This is a genomic window from Macrococcus animalis (assembly GCF_047425875.1).
Classification (GTDB): Bacteria; Bacillota; Bacilli; order Staphylococcales; family Staphylococcaceae; genus Macrococcoides; species Macrococcoides animalis.
On record NZ_CP179727.1, the window covers coordinates 1,897,428 to 1,913,136 of the forward strand.

Here is a 15,709-nt window from a genome sequence, read left to right on the forward strand (position 1 = left end):
TTGGAGTTTTATTTCAAAACTTTTTTCGGATGAAATGACCAATATGTAAAGACTCTAATGATATATTCTAACGGGCCATACTTAAAATATTTCAAATATATTGTACTGAAAATAATTTGGAATACGAAGAATGCCAGTGCGATAACAAAAGATAAAATAAAATTATTATCACCAAATCTACCTAAACCATAGCCATAATAAATAAAAGAATGGAATATTGATTGACCAATATAATTTGTTAGAGATAGCTTTCCAACGGCTTCAAAACTTTTGAATATTTGTCCATGATTAAATTTTTGGTATAGAGAATAGAATATTGCAATATAACTAAAACTTAGTCCGAAGTCTCCTAATAAGAGTAGTGAGGCGATTATTTCATTCTCTGGGTAGAATAAATTTAAGCCTTTAATAAGCAAGAAAATTGGAGTCAAATACATCAATATAACTTTAGTTTTAGTCATTCCCTTTTCAAAGAATTTATTTTTTGCGAAAATCATACCTAGGATAAATAATGGTAAGTAGACTAATATTGCAACTAAAAAGATAGTACCATAGTTATCACCAATATCTAAAAACGGATCTTCAGCTTCTGAAAGGAATGTATTTCTTTCAAAATTTGTCCCTTTTGAAAATATCTCTTTCTCATTTGTTAAATATTGTGATTGTTCCTTGGTAAGTGAATTAGAAATAGGAGCATCTGCAATCATCATTAAAGCATCTTTATTAGCGTATATTAAAGTAAAAGTTAAAATCACACTTAGAATGATTGAAATATATAATACTTTGACATTACGTTTTACAATCCAAGTGATAAAGAAAATAATAGTTCCATATAAATATAAAATATCTCCAGAAAATAGGAACATAGCATGTAAGATACCAAATATAAACAACATCAATCCTCTACGGAGTAAAGCGCGTTTTACTGGTAACTTTCTACGCATCAAACTTTCACTCATTTTTACAAGGCCAAATCCAAAGAGCAATACAAATATGGGCATAAAGCTACCATGTATGAATATATGATCAAAAGATAATAATAATTTATTAATATCGTCCAATTGATAAAAATCAGGATAACTTGCGCCATACATACCAAATTGAAATATTAATAAATTAGCAAGTAGTATGCCAATCAAACTAAAACCTCTTAAACTATCTACAACTGTAATTCTTGCCACAAATATACCTCCATTACAATAATTATGAAAATATCATACCATTAAATGATTTTAAGTCGTACTTTATGATGAAATGTTTAAGGTAACTTTAAGGTAAAACGTATTGTACATTTTTCTTGATGGTGGTATTTTGTAATTAAAGGAGATGAATGTATTATGATGTTTTTACTCGACTTAATTATTGATTTCTTCTTACCCGACTCAGAAAATGAAAAAAGAAAATATGAGAAACAATTGATGAAAGATTACAAAGCCAAAAAAGCAAAAGAACATCCAAAAACCACTCGCCTAAGTGATTAATGAATGTATTTATTGTATAGTTAAAGCGTATAATTTTTTCTTTTCAGGGTATATAGAGAGAAAGGATATGAAAGGAATGATATGAGATGTCGAAACAGGATAAGCGTTTTAGCAATCATAAAGATGGTTCTGATAAGAGTTCTAAGATGTTAAGCACGTACATTATTGTTGATGAAGAGACAGGTGTACAGTATTTATATGCAGCAATGGGATATGGTGCAGGATTAACACCCATCATTGACGCAGAAGGTAAACCTGTTTTAGCTGAAGGTTATTCTAAATAAGATGAGTCAGGGACAAGTATCATTGTCCGTGCTCATCTTTTTTATAATTGCTTTAAACAATCAACCTTCTTAAAAATGATATAGTATACTATTTGTAAGGAAAACAAAGGAGAAGCAAATGGCGAAGATTTCAAAAAAACAAGAACAGAAAAATAAAATGATATTATTGCTTATTCTTTGTGTAATTGCTCTCATCATTTATTTTATGATTGGTCAATCAATCAAGCAATACGAGAAGAAAATGATGCAACATAAAGTTGAGATTAAACATACATATCCATATGCTTTATCAAAGCAATTAAAAAGTGCAGCACAATATTCAAACGGTGTTGTATGGAAACCTGCAACAAAGAAGCAAATTGATTACTATTTAAATCCTAGTAAGTATTACAATCATCCTGAACAAAAATATCAATTTTTAAATCTTGGTATGAGTCAAAAAGTATCTGCAGATAAGTTGAACGTATTGCTAAAAAAGAAGGGGATACTTGACGGTTTAGGGACAACATTTGCTAAAGCAAGCCGTATTGAAGATGTGAATGAGATATACCTTGTCAATCATGCATTGTTAGAGACAGGCAAAGGGAAAAGTGAGCTCGCTAAAGGTATTGCAGTAGATAATAAAGGACGCGTCGGCAAAGGGGATAAGAAGTATTATAATTTCTTCGGTATCGGTGCATATGATCATGATCCTGTAAATGAAGCGGCAAAATTTGCATACAAACATGGTTGGGATTCCCCGGAAAAAGCAGTAATGGGTGGCGCAAAATTTATTAAGAATGAGTTCATTGCTAAAGAAAACCAAAATACATTATACGGCATGCGTTTTAATCCTAGCAATCCTGGCAAGCATCAATACGCAACAGATGTAAGGTGGGCACATCATAATGCACGTGGAATGGCTATGGATTATAAAAGACTAAAATTAAAAGGTAAATATTTTACACGTTATTATTACAAACAGTAAGCAAACGCTTGCTGTTTTTTTATACATAAAAATTTATTTAAATAAAAGATTGAATTATCAGAATATTTAATATAAAATTATTCTATGTTACTACTTTAGTGTTTTAGGGGGAGAAAGTATGAAGAAAAATTATGCATGGTTCTTAGCTTTAGTGTTAGTCATTTCAAGTGTATTAGCTGCATGTAGTGGTGGAGGAGCGGAGAAATCTAGTAAAAATGAACAAGTGTTAAACTTAGTTACTGCATCAGATATTCCTTCGATGAATTCAGCATTAGCTACTGATATGGTAAGTTTCCAAATGTATGAAAACGTAATGGAAGGTCTATATCGGTTAGATAAAGATACAAAGCCAGTTCCAGCTTTAGCTGAAGGTGATCCAAAGGAGACAGATGATGGAAAAACATGGACAATAAAAATACGTAAAGATGCCAAATGGTCTAATGGTGATGCAGTTACAGCGAATGACTTCGTATATGCTTGGAGAAATGTAGTGGATCCAAAAACAGCTTCAGAATATGCATTTATTATGTTTGATATTGAAAATGCCCAAGAAGTTAATAAAGGTAAAAAGAAACCTGAAGAACTAGGCGTTAAAGCAATTGATGATAATACTTTAGAAATAAAATTAAAAAATAATCAACCTTATTTTAAAGGCTTACTTGCATTCGGTACATACATGCCTAAGAATGAAAAATTCGCTAAAAAACTAGGTGATAAATACGGATTAGATGTCAAATCAACATTATACAATGGTCCTTTTAAAATGAAAGAATGGAAAACAGAAGAAAGTGTTAAGCTTGTTAAGAACGATAAATATTGGGATAAAGATAATGTAAAACTTGATGAAATCAACTATAAAGTTGTTAAAGATGCACAAACTGGATTGAATTTATATGAAACAGGAAAAATTGATTCAGTGGGTGTATCAGCAGAAAACGTTGAGAAATATAAAAAGAACAAAGACTTCAAAACAGAATTATCTGCAGCACAGTCATTCTTTAAAGTTTCTTACAAAGGTAACCACAAAAAAGAATTAAGTAATAAAAATTTAAGATTGGCAATCGCAAAATCAATTGATAAAGAAGCATATGTAAAAAATAATTTAAACAATGGCTCTGTTGCGACGGATCAATACACACCAAAAGATGTATATAAAGGACCAGATGGTAGTGACTTTTCTGAAATTGCTGGCGGAGACAATTTAAAATTAGATAAAGAAAGTGCGAAAAAAGATTGGGCAAAAGCGAAACAAGAATTAGGTATTAACGCTTTAGAAATTGAATTATTAACTGTAGATATTGATACTGCTAAAAAAGATGCAGAGTATTTTAAAGAACAACTAGAATCTAATTTAGATGGTTTAACAGTAAAAATTAAACAACAACCATTTAAACAAAAGTTAGATTTGGAAGCTAAAGGTCAATATGATCTTTCATATAGTAACTGGTTCCCAGATTACGCAGATCCAATGACATTCTTAGATTTATATTTATCTACTGAAACAAATACTGGCTACAAGAATCCAGCGTATGATAAGTTAATTGAAGATGCTAAAGGACCGTTACTTAAAGATCCAGATGCACGATGGAAAGCTTTAGGGGAAGCAAGTACAATGCTTTTAGATGATGCAGCAGTAATCCCTGTAATTCAACGTGGTAACGCATTTATGGATAAAGACTATGTTAAAGACGTAATGGTAAATAGTTCAGGTATTAATAATTACAAAGCAGCATATATTGAAGGGAAAAATAATTAATAAAAAGACCTTGAGGTTATGAAATATACCTCAAGGTCTTTATTTTATTATTGTGACTGCGGAGTAGATGTAGTCGTTGAATCTGATTGACCATTAGGTTTAGGTGTAGGAGATTCATTTGATGTATCTTTATTCATTTTATCTTGCATTTCTTTTTGAACTTGCTCAATTGGTTTGGCTGACTTAGCACCATTTGGTACTGAAATTGCAGCGACTTTACCATATTTATCATAATTTGCTATAGTTTCTGTTGCAATCGTTTTATCTTTGATTGTCATATCAACTTTTGTTTCAGTTGTCTTCATCATATAGTCTTTATCAAAATTGATGACTGCTTCACCTTTAACGTCTTTAACTTGTTTTTCAACAGATGAGATTAATTCTTGTGAGCCTGTTTGTTCAGCAATCTTTTTATATTCATCTAAGTTTTTAAATTTCTTCGTTAAGCTGAAACCATCAGCAGTTTTTTTATATTCAGCATCTTTATATCCATCAAGAGAGTTTAATGCTGTAGCGTAATCTAATTGTTCTAATTGCTTTTGAACCTGAGAGCCCATCGCTTTAGTTACATCCATAAAAGTCTTACCGTCAGGTGACATAACTACTTTCTTGTCAAAAATATACATTTCCATCTTTTGACCCATAGTTTCTGTCATAATTTGAGTTGTCCCATTATCATCTACATTCATATCCATATTGACAGTCGTATCATTGTTATCAGCTTTCATTGTCGTATCTAATTTCGCATGATAACTTTTAATATCCTTACCAGCATCTTTTGCTTTCTCGATTAATTCAACTGATTCTTTTACTTCGCCTTCACTTGATGTGTCAGTCGCTTCCTCAGTTTCTTCAGCTTTAGTATCTTTAGAAGCAGTTTCTTTACTTTCAGTTGATTTAGTATCTTCATTCTTTTGGTCGTCTGTTGCTGATTTCGTTACTTCTGTCTTTGCTTTGTCTTCAGATTTATCTGCTGCTTCGTTTCCGCAGGCCGCAAAAATTAAAGTCGTACCGAGTAATGCGGATAATAAATGTTTTGATTTCATAAAAAAATCCTCCTTAAGTGATTAGATAAATCATAGCATAAAATAATGATTTATTAAAATGAGACCTAAGGAGGATATTATTAATGATCGATTGGATCTTGTGCTAAAACTTTCTTTCTTTTTAGTGGGTCTAAACGTCTTTCAATGATACCTAGAATGATATCTGCAAGTACAGCCATTATGGCTGTAGGTAAAGCGCCCGCTAATATAATAGAAGTTCCGCTTGTCGCATTCGTACCACGGATGATGATGTCACCTAAACTTGGTGCACCAATAAATGAACCAATTGCAGTAACACCAATAGCGATAACAAGCGCGATACGGATACCGGCAATAATGACTGATAAACTTAACGGTAATTCTACCATCGTAAGTAATTGACGTTTTGTCATCCCCATCCCTTTACCAGCATCTATTAAATGCGTGTCGACGGAACGAATACCAGTGTACGTATTCTTGATGATAGGTAGTAATGAATATAGGAATACGGTCGTTATAACCGTGGTCTTACCTAAGCCAAGGACTAACATAAGCAAAGCAAGTAGGGCAATAGCAGGAACAGTTTGAATGATATTAGCAATAGCAATAACTGGTCCGACTAACTTTTTGTGACGTGCAATCCAAATACCGATTGGAATACCAACTAGTGCCCCAAGTAATACGCCGTAAATACTAATTAAGAAATGCTCTAAGAAAAGTTGAAACACATAACCGGCATTATCTTGGAAGTATTGGATGAATTGTTCGAATGTATTCAATTTCTCCATATTACTTACCTCCTTCAAAATAGTTATGTTTTTTCAAGTATTCTTCAGCAACAACAGCGGGCTCTTTTAAATTATTATCCACTTCATAGTTGAGCTTTTGCATCTCTTCTGTTGAGATTTTGTTTGTCATAGAATCTAATATCGTTTTAATCTTTGGATTCTTCTTGAGTAATGCGTTACTAGCGACTGCATTAGCATCATATGGAGGGAAGAAGTGTAAATCGTCTTCTAAAATTTGTAGATCATAACTTTGAATACGCCCATCCGTAGTGTAACCTAATACAATATCCATTTTATTTGCATTGACTGCTTCATATACTAATCCAATTTGCATAGGCTTTGTGTCTTGGAAATCAAAACCGTATTTCTTTTTAAAACCTTCATATCCATCTCCTTTACGTTTCATCCAAGATGAATCAACTCCGGCTTTAAGTTTTGATGCAACTTTCTTTAAATCACTTACTTTTTTTAGGTTATACTTTTTAGCAGTTTCTTTAGTCACCATAAATGCATAGGTATTTTCAAATCCATATGACGGGAAGTAATGTTGATTGAAATCTTTTTCAAATGCCTTGGTCACAACTTCACGCGCTTTTTTTGGGTCAGTAATTGGATCTTTGCCTAATGCTCCTGTTAAGTCGGTACCTGTATAGCGTCCAGCTGAAACATTTGCATCACCACGTACCATGGCTTGGTGCACAACAGTACCAGAACCAAGGTTATTAATGATTTCTACAGGTAACTCTGTATTCTTTTCCACAAGTATCTTTATCATATGCGCTAATATTTGATTCTCGGTAGTGTAAACTGACGCAATTTTAACTTTGTCCGTTTCATTTTTATTAGAACAAGCTGTTAATGTCGATATTAATAACAAAAGTACAGCAATTGGAATAAACATTTTGTATATTTTTATCATATTATAAATCCCCCTTCGTAACTTTTAAACCTTTAGGGGTTGTATAATTTTCTATAACCGAAAGTATTAAATCTGTAACCAAAGCTAATATTGTTACAAGTACAGCACCAGCAATAATTAATTTAGGTTGAAATAAATTTAAACCATTAAATATGAAATCTCCTAGTCCACCGGCACCAATATAAGATGCAAGTGTCGCCCAACTGATAGCATAAACAGCTGATAATCTTATACCACTCATAATAACAGGAACGGCAAGCGGTAATTCAACCATTCGTAAGATTTGATTAGATGTCATCCCCATCGCACGTCCTGCTTCTTTCGCATCCTTCTTAACAGATTGTATCCCTAAATACGTATTATTTAAGATAGGGAGTAATACGTATAGGAATAACGCGATAACAGCAGGTAGCGTCCCAATACCAAAGAACGGAATCATCATTGCTAAGATTGCGAGGGATGGTACTGTTTGTAGAACACTGGTAATAGAAAGTACTACTTTTGCAAGTTTGTCTGATTTTGTAAGGAGTATCCCTAAAGGTACTGCAACAAGAACTGCTGCGAGTAAACTCAGTAATGAAATTGAGATGTGTTCTAGTGTTTTCGTTAAGAGTTCGGCTTGATTTTCTTTTAAGAATTCAATCATTTTTATGCCTCCTCTTCCTCGTCACCCCAGATTGTGTCATACACAATATCAACTAAGTTGGCACGTGTAATAACGCCAAGTAATTTATCTTGTTTATCTAAAACGGGGATAACACGAATATTACGTTTTAATATTGTACGCACAGTATCTTGTAAGAACACGCCAGAACGAACATAGTAAACTTTATGATTCATAATACGTGATAGACTTAAATGTTTCTTATGTGCTTCGGATAAGTCCTCAATGTCAACGTATCCGACAAGCATATTTTGATCATCTACAACAAAAAGAGTATCTACTCGAGATTTTCTCATCAAGTTAATCGCTTCACCAATAGATTTTTCTGGTGTAATAGAGATCGGTTTATGCATTGCCTGGTCAACCGTCTTAATATTAGGTGTTGTTTGAATTAATCTATTTTCTCCAATGAAATCTTTAACGAAATCGTTAGCTGGATTACGTAGAATATTATTTGGCGTGTCAATTTGAATCACTTCACCGTGACTCATTATGACGATTCTATCTGCTAGCTTTATTGCCTCATCCATATCGTGCGTAACCATGATAAATGTTTTATTGAATTTAACTTGCAGTTCTTTTACTAAATCTTGTAACGTGTCTCGCGTAATGGGATCAAGCGCGCCGAACGGTTCGTCCATTAGAATGATTTCTTGATCAGCTGCTAGTGCACGAATAACACCTATACGTTGTTGTTGTCCACCAGAGAGTTGAGAAGGGTACATGTCTAAGTATGATACAGGTAAGTCGACGAGCTGAATGAGTTCTTCAGCTTTTTTATTTTTATCTTCTTCTGACCATTTTAATAATTTGGGTACGAGGGTAATATTATCTCGAATGGTCATATGTGGTAGTAACCCAATTTGTTGTATCACATAACCGATACTACGTCGCAGTTGTACAGGGTTCATATCTTTAATATTTTTACCGTTAAGTACAATCGAGCCACTCGTTGGATCAATCATGCGATTAATCATTCTCATCGCTGTTGTTTTACCAGAACCTGAGGTCCCAATGAATGCGATAAATTCACCTTTCTCAATCTTCATATCAAGACTGTCTACTGCTTTTTTTCCGCCTCGATATACTTTCGAGACATTGTTAAGTTCTAACATTTTGCCACCTCTAATTGTTGTATTTTACAAGGGAATTTATATTAATGCACTATAAATTCCCGCGCTTTAAGTTTCTTTACCCTATTTTTTGATAATATATATACAAAGGGAGGAACTTTTTATGAAAATCGCTATTATTGGGACAGGTGTTGCAGGTGTCAACGTAATGAAATACTTGTCTAAGCATAAGAATATTAATGCAGAAGTAATTTGTTTTGATGATCAGAAATATTTAGGAAACGGTCGTGCGTTTCAATATGATGATCCAGATTTATTAATGAACTATCCCGGTAATTTAATTAGTATGAAACCGAATAAGCCGGATGACTTTGTAAAGTGGATTGAGAAAAATCAGCACGATATTCAATTACAAGTTCATCAGGAAGAAACTAAAAATAAATCAGGTAATCAATACTATTCTCGTCAACTATTTGGCAAGTATATGTCGGACCACTTCGATAAATATGCAAAGAAAAAGAACGTAACAATTGTCAGTAACCATGTGAGAAATATTGAGAGAGTGAATTATGGTTACCGTATATTAACGCAAGATGAAGTATTTGAAGTTGATGTTGTATTCTTATCACCGGGTCAGTTTGGTCCTATGGATCCATATAAATTACAAGACATTCCGAATTACTTTAAATGGCCATATCCACTAAATCGTATTCAAATTGATGCGAATAAGGATTATGCAGTGATAGGTACAGGCTTATCTGCGGTAGATATTGTACGTTATATGACGCCGGAACTTAATACAAAGTTGTATTTAACAAGTCGTGACGGTAAAGTGCAATCTGTTCGTGGTGAAATGTTTGATATTCAATTTAAATATATTACTCAAACTAAACTAGAGAAAATAAAAAATAAAAATAATGGCTTCTTACCTCTAAAAGACCTTCTCAATATATTCAATAAAGAAGTGGAACACCATGGTATTAACACTCAAAAATTATTTAATTTAAGCAGGTTAAATCCACTAAAAGCGATGCAGTTTGATTTAGCAAATCCTAAAGAAGTGGGTTATTTACAATCATTTATATTAGAATTAACAAGAACAGCACCGTTTATTTGGCCATTTATGACGCGTGATGATAAAGCAACATATATCGAGTCATATGCAGATATAATTTCTGCATATTCAAATCCAATGCCAGAAGAAACCGCGATGGAAATCATTACAGGTATTCAAAATAATAAGATAGAAATTTTAAGTGACATTGAAAAAATCGAATATAAATATAATAAGTTTAGAATTCATATGAAGCATCAAGAGATTCGTGTGCACTATGTAATTAATGCGACGGGTCCGGCTAAACATTTTGAAGATGCGATTGAGTCAAATCCATTAATAAAAAACTTAGTTAATCAAGATTTATTAATCGCACATCCTGATGGTGGATTCTATGTGACACCTATCTATAACGAAGTGATTAGTGCAACAGGTAAGTTAAATCATTTCTACTTGTTAGGACAAAAATCTGGTGGGGTCAACTACTTAAATAATGGAATCGTTGAACTGACGGAAGAAGCAAAACGTGTTGTTGCTTACTTTGTTGAAACGCTAGATACAAAACAATGATTAAATATTAATTACAGTTGATAATTTAATTTAAGTTCGTTATGATGAAGATGTCTTAATTGACGTACAAGTTCATAATATTCTTTCGGGGCAGGGTGAAATTCCTAACCGGCGGTGATAGTCCGTGAGCTGACAATGCAAATTGGATGCTGATTCTGTGAAACTCAGAAACCGACAGTATAGTCTGGATGGGAGAAAGAATAAGATACCATTATTTGATGGTTTATTTGTTGATGTCTATTATATAGATTTATCAGCATGTATCATTAATTTGGTCTTATTTGTCGAACCTAAAAATACGTATCGCCCTGGTTTTTTACCAGGGCGATTTTTTTATAGGAGATGAATAAATTGTATATGAACAAAGCATTTGAACTCGTTAAATGGACAGATGGACAAACTGGGAGCAATCCCGCGGTAGGTTGTATCGTAGTAAAAGATAATAAGATTGTTGGTATCGGTGCACACTTAATTGAAGGTGAAGGTCATGCTGAAGTAAATGCGCTGAATATGGCAGGAGAGCATGCATTCGGAGCTACAATTTATTGTACGCTTGAACCGTGTAGTCATCATGGTAAGACACCTCCCTGTACAGAAAGAATAGTGAATAGTGGTGTAAAGCATGTCGTATTTGCGGTTAGAGATGAGTCACTGAATTCTGGTTTTGATTATATGAAATCTCAAGGTATTAAGATTGAACAACAATATATGAGTGAGATTTATGATTACTATCAACCATTCTTTAAAGCAAAGATGAGAAAGATGCCTTATACGATATTAAAAATGGGTGTCACGTTAGATGGTAAAACAGCAGATGATCAAAATGTGAGTCAGTGGATTACAAATGCTGAATCTAGAAATCATGCACATCTTATACGATATACTTGTGACGCTATTCTTATTGGTTACAGTACTTATAAAAGTGATCAACCGACACTCGATAGCAGAAAATATAAAGATAAATGGATTCGAAAAGTTATCATTTCAAATGGAAAATATGAATTGAATGAAAGTGATGACAATGAATATGATAAATCAAGAATCATCATTGTCACAAATACTGAACAATTCATTGAAGACGTAACTGTTATCGTATTACCAGAACTCAGTCCAAAAGCGATTTTAGAAGCATTATATTTACATAAAATAAAGCGGTTAATTATAGAAGGCGGCATGCAAACGATTCGTTTGTTTGCAAGTGCTAAACTTTACGATGAAATACACCAATACATTGCCCCGAAACTATTAGGTGGATCCTCAAAGCATCAGTTTCTTACAACTAATCAACCTTCCCAAATGTCAGAAATGACGGACCTCACACTTGTAACTGTTAAGACTTTCAATCAAGATGTACTGCTTGTTTATAGAAAGGATGATGTAGATGTTTACTGGCATCATTGAAGAAGTCGGTGTTATTAACCAAATTAAAAATCAAGGCGACTCAATATTTATGACCATTGGTTGTCAAAAAATCACTGAAGATATGCATATTGGTGACTCTATTTGTGTCAACGGTGTCTGCTTAACAGTGACAGAATATACCGCTACATCATTTAATGTGGACATTGTTGAAGGTACGCGTGCTATTACTTTATTTCATAAGATGAAAGAAGGCACGCGTGTGAATTTAGAGCGCGCATTACTCCCGACAACCCGTCTTGGAGGTCATTTTGTGAGTGGGCATGTCGATGCGAGCCTTCTTATTGAAAGTATTCATAAAAATCAAAAGACGATGATAATAAGACTGAAATTACCGAATGAATATAAGCATTATGTCATTCCTAAAGGGTCTATTGCAGTGAATGGTATCTCGCTCACGATATTTAAATTAGATCATTATATTGAGCTCAATATTATTCCAGAAACAGTTAGAAGTACGATATTATCGGATTTAAAAATAGGAGACAAAGTGCATATCGAGTTTGATATGCTAGGTAAATATATTTTGAATAGTCAAAAAGAATCAAGTGAACTAACTTTATCTAAACTGGAGATGATGTTGTAATGTTTGATGATATTGAAAGTGCAGTAGCAGATTTGAAACTTGGGCAACCGATTATCGTTGTTGATAATGAAGACCGTGAGAATGAAGGAGATTTAATTGCAATTACCGACTATATAACGGAAGAAACAATCAACTTTATGATTAAGCATGCGAGAGGTTTAGTATGTGCACCCATTTCAACTGAATTGAATAAAAAATTAAATTTATCACCGATGACGCACAACAATCAAGATCCGAACCAAACCGCGTTTACAATAAGTATCGACCATGTAACAACGACAACTGGTATTAGTGCTTTCGAAAGATTTTGTACCGTAAAGGCATTAGCAAATTCGGATGTAACGATAAACGACTTTAATCAACCAGGTCATGTATTCCCATTGATAGCGAAACCGCACGGTGTTTTAGAACGTGTGGGTCATACGGAAGCATGTGTAGATTTAGCGAAATTATGTGGTGCCAGCGAAACAGGTGTGATTTGTGAAATTATTAAAGAAGATGGTACGATGGCACGTCGTGATGATTTAGCGATATATAAAAAAGAGCATAATCTAAAAATGATTACGATTGCTGATTTAGTAGATTATTTAAAGACTGAAAAGCCACTTGTGATGCGTGAAGCGAAAGTAGATATGCCAACTGCATTTGGTAACTTTACAATGTATGGATTTAGTGAAATTTACAGTGATAAAGAGCATGTTGCATATGTTAAAGCATATGAGGGAGTTCCGGATATCCGTTTGCATTCAGAATGTTTAACAGGGGATGTTTTTCATAGTAAACGCTGTGACTGTGGTGTGCAACTGGAAAAAGGAATGCAACATATAGCTGAACACGGAGGCATTTTAATTTATTTGCGTCAAGAAGGTCGTGGGATTGGATTAATAAATAAACTGAAAGCCTACGAAAAAATTGAACAAGGTATGGATACAGTAGAAGCAAACTTATCATTAGGATTTGAAAGTGATATGCGTGATTATGCAGTTGCGGCGTCAATCTTGAAAAACTTAGGTGTAACGCATGTGAACCTAATGTCAAATAATCCTAGTAAAATAAACGGTTTAAAGAAATATGGTGTTGAAGTAGATGTTAGAATTCCACATCAATTTCAGAGTAATGCTGTGAATAAACAATATCTAATAACGAAAAAAGAAAAATTAGGACATTTATTGGAGGAGAAATTAATATGAATTATAGTGCACAATTAACAGGACAAGATTTAAAGATTGCAATTGTAACATCAAGATTTAATCATTTTATTACAGATCGTTTAACTGAAGGTGCAATTGATACGTTAGAACGTCATGGTGTAGAAAGTGATAATATCGATACGTTTTTAGTACCAGGTGCATTTGAATTACCATTTGTAGCGAGTAAGTTAGCACAAAAGAAAAAGTATGATGCAGTGATTACATTAGGATGCGTCATTCGTGGTGCGACAACGCATTATGATTATGTATGTAATGAATCTGCGAAAGGAATTGCAAAAGCTGGAGAATATGGCACACCGGTAATATTTGGTGTAGTGACAACAGAATCAATAGAACAAGCGATTGAACGTGCGGGAACGAAAGCTGGTAACAAAGGCGGGGAAGCAGCAATTAGTGCAATAGAAATGGCAAACTTGAATAAGATGATTGATAGTATTTAAGGAAACTGCCTTAAAAATAATTTCTCGAACGAAAAGTAGTATGGAATTGGAAACATTACAATTTTAAACACAACAAAATCAAAAAAAATACCGTGAACCATTTTTATGGTTCACGGTATTTCTAATCATTATTTTTTTAATAACTTTCTTAATACGAAAATACCCGCTAAAGCTGATCCAGCAACAATTGCACCTTTTTCAACTTGAGGTGTTACCATCGATTTGTATACAAGTTGTAAGTTTTGTGGGCGTTCTGCTAAACGTCTCATAAAGTAACCATACCAATCTTCGCCATAAGGTACGTAAGTACAGAAGTTATAACCAGAGTTAGCGATTTCAACTTGTAATTCAGAACGGAATCCATATAACATTTGGAATTCAATTAAATCTTTATTTAAGTTGTTTTGATTAATGAACTTTTTAACATGATCAATAATGTTATGGTCATGTGTTGCAATTGAAGTCATTGCTTGAGCGTTTAATAAACGTTGTTCAATAATTTTAATGTAGTTTGCATCAATATCTTCTTTTGTTTGATATGCTACGGATGGATCTTCTTTATAGGCACCTTTTACTAAACGTAAACGGACATCTTTGTATTTTTCAATTTCTTCCGTTGCACGGAAAAGATAGGCTTGAATAACTGTACCTACATTTTTAAATTCACCTTTTAAGCGATCTAACATTTCGAATGTTTGTACTGTATGATTGTAGTCCTCAGTATCCATATTGATGTGCATATTTCCACATTCATGTGCTTTTAATAAAATTTCACGTACGTTATCATAACAAAATTCTTGATCTACGTCTAAACCAATTTGAGTTAATTTGATAGACATATGTGCCTGCACACCAGCATCATATAATGCTTGAATCATTGTTAAGATGTTGTTTTTAGCTGCCGTAGCTTCTTCTTTGGAGAAAACAAATTCGCCTAAATTATCAACGGTCGCCGCAATATTTTGAGCATTAAGTACACGAATTGACTCAATCGTTGCTTCTACATTTGTACCAGCCACGACTTTATTCGCTCCTAATGCTAAACCGTATTTCTTTGCAGCTTCATTTAAAGTTGCGTTCTCACTTAATGCAATAAAAAAATCTTTTGATAATCCCATGTTTGTTCCTCCTTATTAAATCGTAATCTTATGATTACTTCCCCTAATAAAATAATCATAATGAAAACGCTTTAAAAGGTCAAAGGAATTTTTATAATTTTAACGACAATTAAGTATTATTTAACACAAATTTCACAAATAATTCATTTTTACATAAAAATAAAGCTTAGTCTTCAGACTGAGCTTTCTTAATATCGGCAACTAATGATTTTTCTATCGGTTCGTTACTAATTTCTATAAAATGTGGTAAAGCTAAAAAGATGGATAAAACAATTACTAATTTCTTTATAAATTTCATAACGAGCCTCCTTAATATTTAACTTTAGTTTAAACTTAAATTATGAAGTACAAATA

Annotated in this window: 17 protein-coding genes and 1 riboswitch; of the genes, 9 read left to right on the forward strand and 8 right to left on the reverse strand. The window is 33.2% G+C overall.

The window, feature by feature from the left end; genetic code table 11:
- Positions 1 to 8: 8 nt before the first annotated feature.
- Positions 9 to 1,181 (reverse strand): DUF418 domain-containing protein, encoded by a 1,173-nt coding sequence (locus tag ACMGE9_RS10065; protein ID WP_414042634.1) that lies wholly within the window; start codon positions 1,179 to 1,181, stop codon positions 9 to 11.
- Between the two features lie 156 nt (positions 1,182 to 1,337).
- Between ACMGE9_RS10065 and ACMGE9_RS10070 the strand changes: the two genes are divergently transcribed.
- The 4 genes from ACMGE9_RS10070 to ACMGE9_RS10085 all read left to right on the forward strand — a co-directional run bounded on the left by ACMGE9_RS10070 (position 1,338) and on the right by ACMGE9_RS10085 (position 4,488).
- Entirely contained in the window at positions 1,338 to 1,481 is a 144-nt protein-coding gene (locus ACMGE9_RS10070; RefSeq protein WP_414042635.1) for a hypothetical protein, read from the forward strand.
- An 86-nt stretch (positions 1,482 to 1,567) separates the two neighbouring features.
- Complete coding sequence (locus tag ACMGE9_RS10075) at positions 1,568 to 1,765, forward strand: DUF6440 family protein (protein WP_414042636.1); 198 nt, start codon at positions 1,568 to 1,570, stop codon at positions 1,763 to 1,765.
- 118 nt (positions 1,766 to 1,883) lie between these two features.
- Positions 1,884 to 2,732: an N-acetylglucosaminidase gene (locus ACMGE9_RS10080; RefSeq protein ID WP_414042637.1), complete on the forward strand. Its 849-nt coding sequence runs from the start codon at positions 1,884 to 1,886 to the stop codon at positions 2,730 to 2,732.
- Between the two features lie 118 nt (positions 2,733 to 2,850).
- Entirely contained in the window at positions 2,851 to 4,488 is a 1,638-nt protein-coding gene (locus tag ACMGE9_RS10085; RefSeq protein ID WP_414042638.1) for a peptide ABC transporter substrate-binding protein, read from the forward strand.
- Between the two features lie 47 nt (positions 4,489 to 4,535).
- Here ACMGE9_RS10085 and ACMGE9_RS10090 read toward each other — a convergent pair whose 3' ends face one another.
- From ACMGE9_RS10090 to ACMGE9_RS10110, 5 genes are all read right to left on the reverse strand, one after another.
- Positions 4,536 to 5,534, reverse strand: coding sequence for a DUF6612 family protein (locus tag ACMGE9_RS10090; RefSeq protein WP_414042639.1), 999 nt, complete (start codon positions 5,532 to 5,534; stop codon positions 4,536 to 4,538).
- Between the two features lie 80 nt (positions 5,535 to 5,614).
- Entirely contained in the window at positions 5,615 to 6,301 is a 687-nt protein-coding gene (locus ACMGE9_RS10095) for an ABC transporter permease (protein ID WP_414042640.1), read from the reverse strand.
- A gap of 1 nt (position 6,302) precedes the next feature.
- Entirely contained in the window at positions 6,303 to 7,220 is a 918-nt protein-coding gene (locus tag ACMGE9_RS10100; RefSeq protein ID WP_414042641.1) for an osmoprotectant ABC transporter substrate-binding protein, read from the reverse strand.
- A 1-nt stretch (position 7,221) separates the two neighbouring features.
- Complete coding sequence (locus ACMGE9_RS10105; RefSeq protein WP_414042642.1) at positions 7,222 to 7,866, reverse strand: ABC transporter permease; 645 nt, start codon at positions 7,864 to 7,866, stop codon at positions 7,222 to 7,224.
- Between the two features lie 2 nt (positions 7,867 to 7,868).
- Positions 7,869 to 8,999, reverse strand: coding sequence for a betaine/proline/choline family ABC transporter ATP-binding protein (locus ACMGE9_RS10110; RefSeq protein WP_414042643.1), 1,131 nt, complete (start codon positions 8,997 to 8,999; stop codon positions 7,869 to 7,871).
- 121 nt (positions 9,000 to 9,120) lie between these two features.
- On the opposite strand from ACMGE9_RS10110, the gene ACMGE9_RS10115 reads away from it, so the two are divergent.
- The 5 genes from ACMGE9_RS10115 (at position 9,121) to ribE (ending at position 14,237) form a co-directional block, all read left to right on the forward strand.
- Positions 9,121 to 10,581, forward strand: coding sequence for an FAD/NAD(P)-binding protein (locus ACMGE9_RS10115; RefSeq protein WP_414042644.1), 1,461 nt, complete (start codon positions 9,121 to 9,123; stop codon positions 10,579 to 10,581).
- Positions 10,582 to 10,658: 77 nt separating this feature from the next.
- A riboswitch (FMN riboswitch) is annotated at positions 10,659 to 10,785 on the forward strand.
- 153 nt (positions 10,786 to 10,938) lie between these two features.
- On the forward strand, positions 10,939 to 11,982 hold the full coding sequence (gene ribD, locus ACMGE9_RS10120; RefSeq protein ID WP_414044490.1) for a bifunctional diaminohydroxyphosphoribosylaminopyrimidine deaminase/5-amino-6-(5-phosphoribosylamino)uracil reductase RibD: 1,044 nt from the start codon (positions 10,939 to 10,941) through the stop codon (positions 11,980 to 11,982).
- Entirely contained in the window at positions 11,963 to 12,586 is a 624-nt protein-coding gene (locus tag ACMGE9_RS10125; protein WP_414042645.1) for a riboflavin synthase, read from the forward strand. The genes ribD and ACMGE9_RS10125 overlap by 20 nt, the downstream gene beginning before the upstream one ends.
- A complete protein-coding gene (ribB, locus tag ACMGE9_RS10130; protein WP_414042646.1) occupies positions 12,586 to 13,776 on the forward strand; it encodes a 3,4-dihydroxy-2-butanone-4-phosphate synthase in 1,191 nt (396 codons plus the stop codon). Before ACMGE9_RS10125 ends, ribB begins: the two co-directional genes overlap by 1 nt.
- Positions 13,773 to 14,237, forward strand: a complete 465-nt coding sequence (ribE, locus tag ACMGE9_RS10135) for a 6,7-dimethyl-8-ribityllumazine synthase (protein WP_414042647.1) — start codon at positions 13,773 to 13,775, stop codon at positions 14,235 to 14,237. Before ribB ends, ribE begins: the two co-directional genes overlap by 4 nt.
- A gap of 128 nt (positions 14,238 to 14,365) precedes the next feature.
- Here the strand turns inward: ribE and ACMGE9_RS10140 are convergent, their stop codons facing one another.
- Positions 14,366 to 15,355, reverse strand: coding sequence for a proline dehydrogenase family protein (locus tag ACMGE9_RS10140; protein WP_414042648.1), 990 nt, complete (start codon positions 15,353 to 15,355; stop codon positions 14,366 to 14,368).
- A gap of 166 nt (positions 15,356 to 15,521) precedes the next feature.
- Positions 15,522 to 15,653 (reverse strand): hypothetical protein, encoded by a 132-nt coding sequence (locus ACMGE9_RS10145; RefSeq protein WP_414042649.1) that lies wholly within the window; start codon positions 15,651 to 15,653, stop codon positions 15,522 to 15,524.
- Positions 15,654 to 15,709 lie beyond the last annotated feature (56 nt).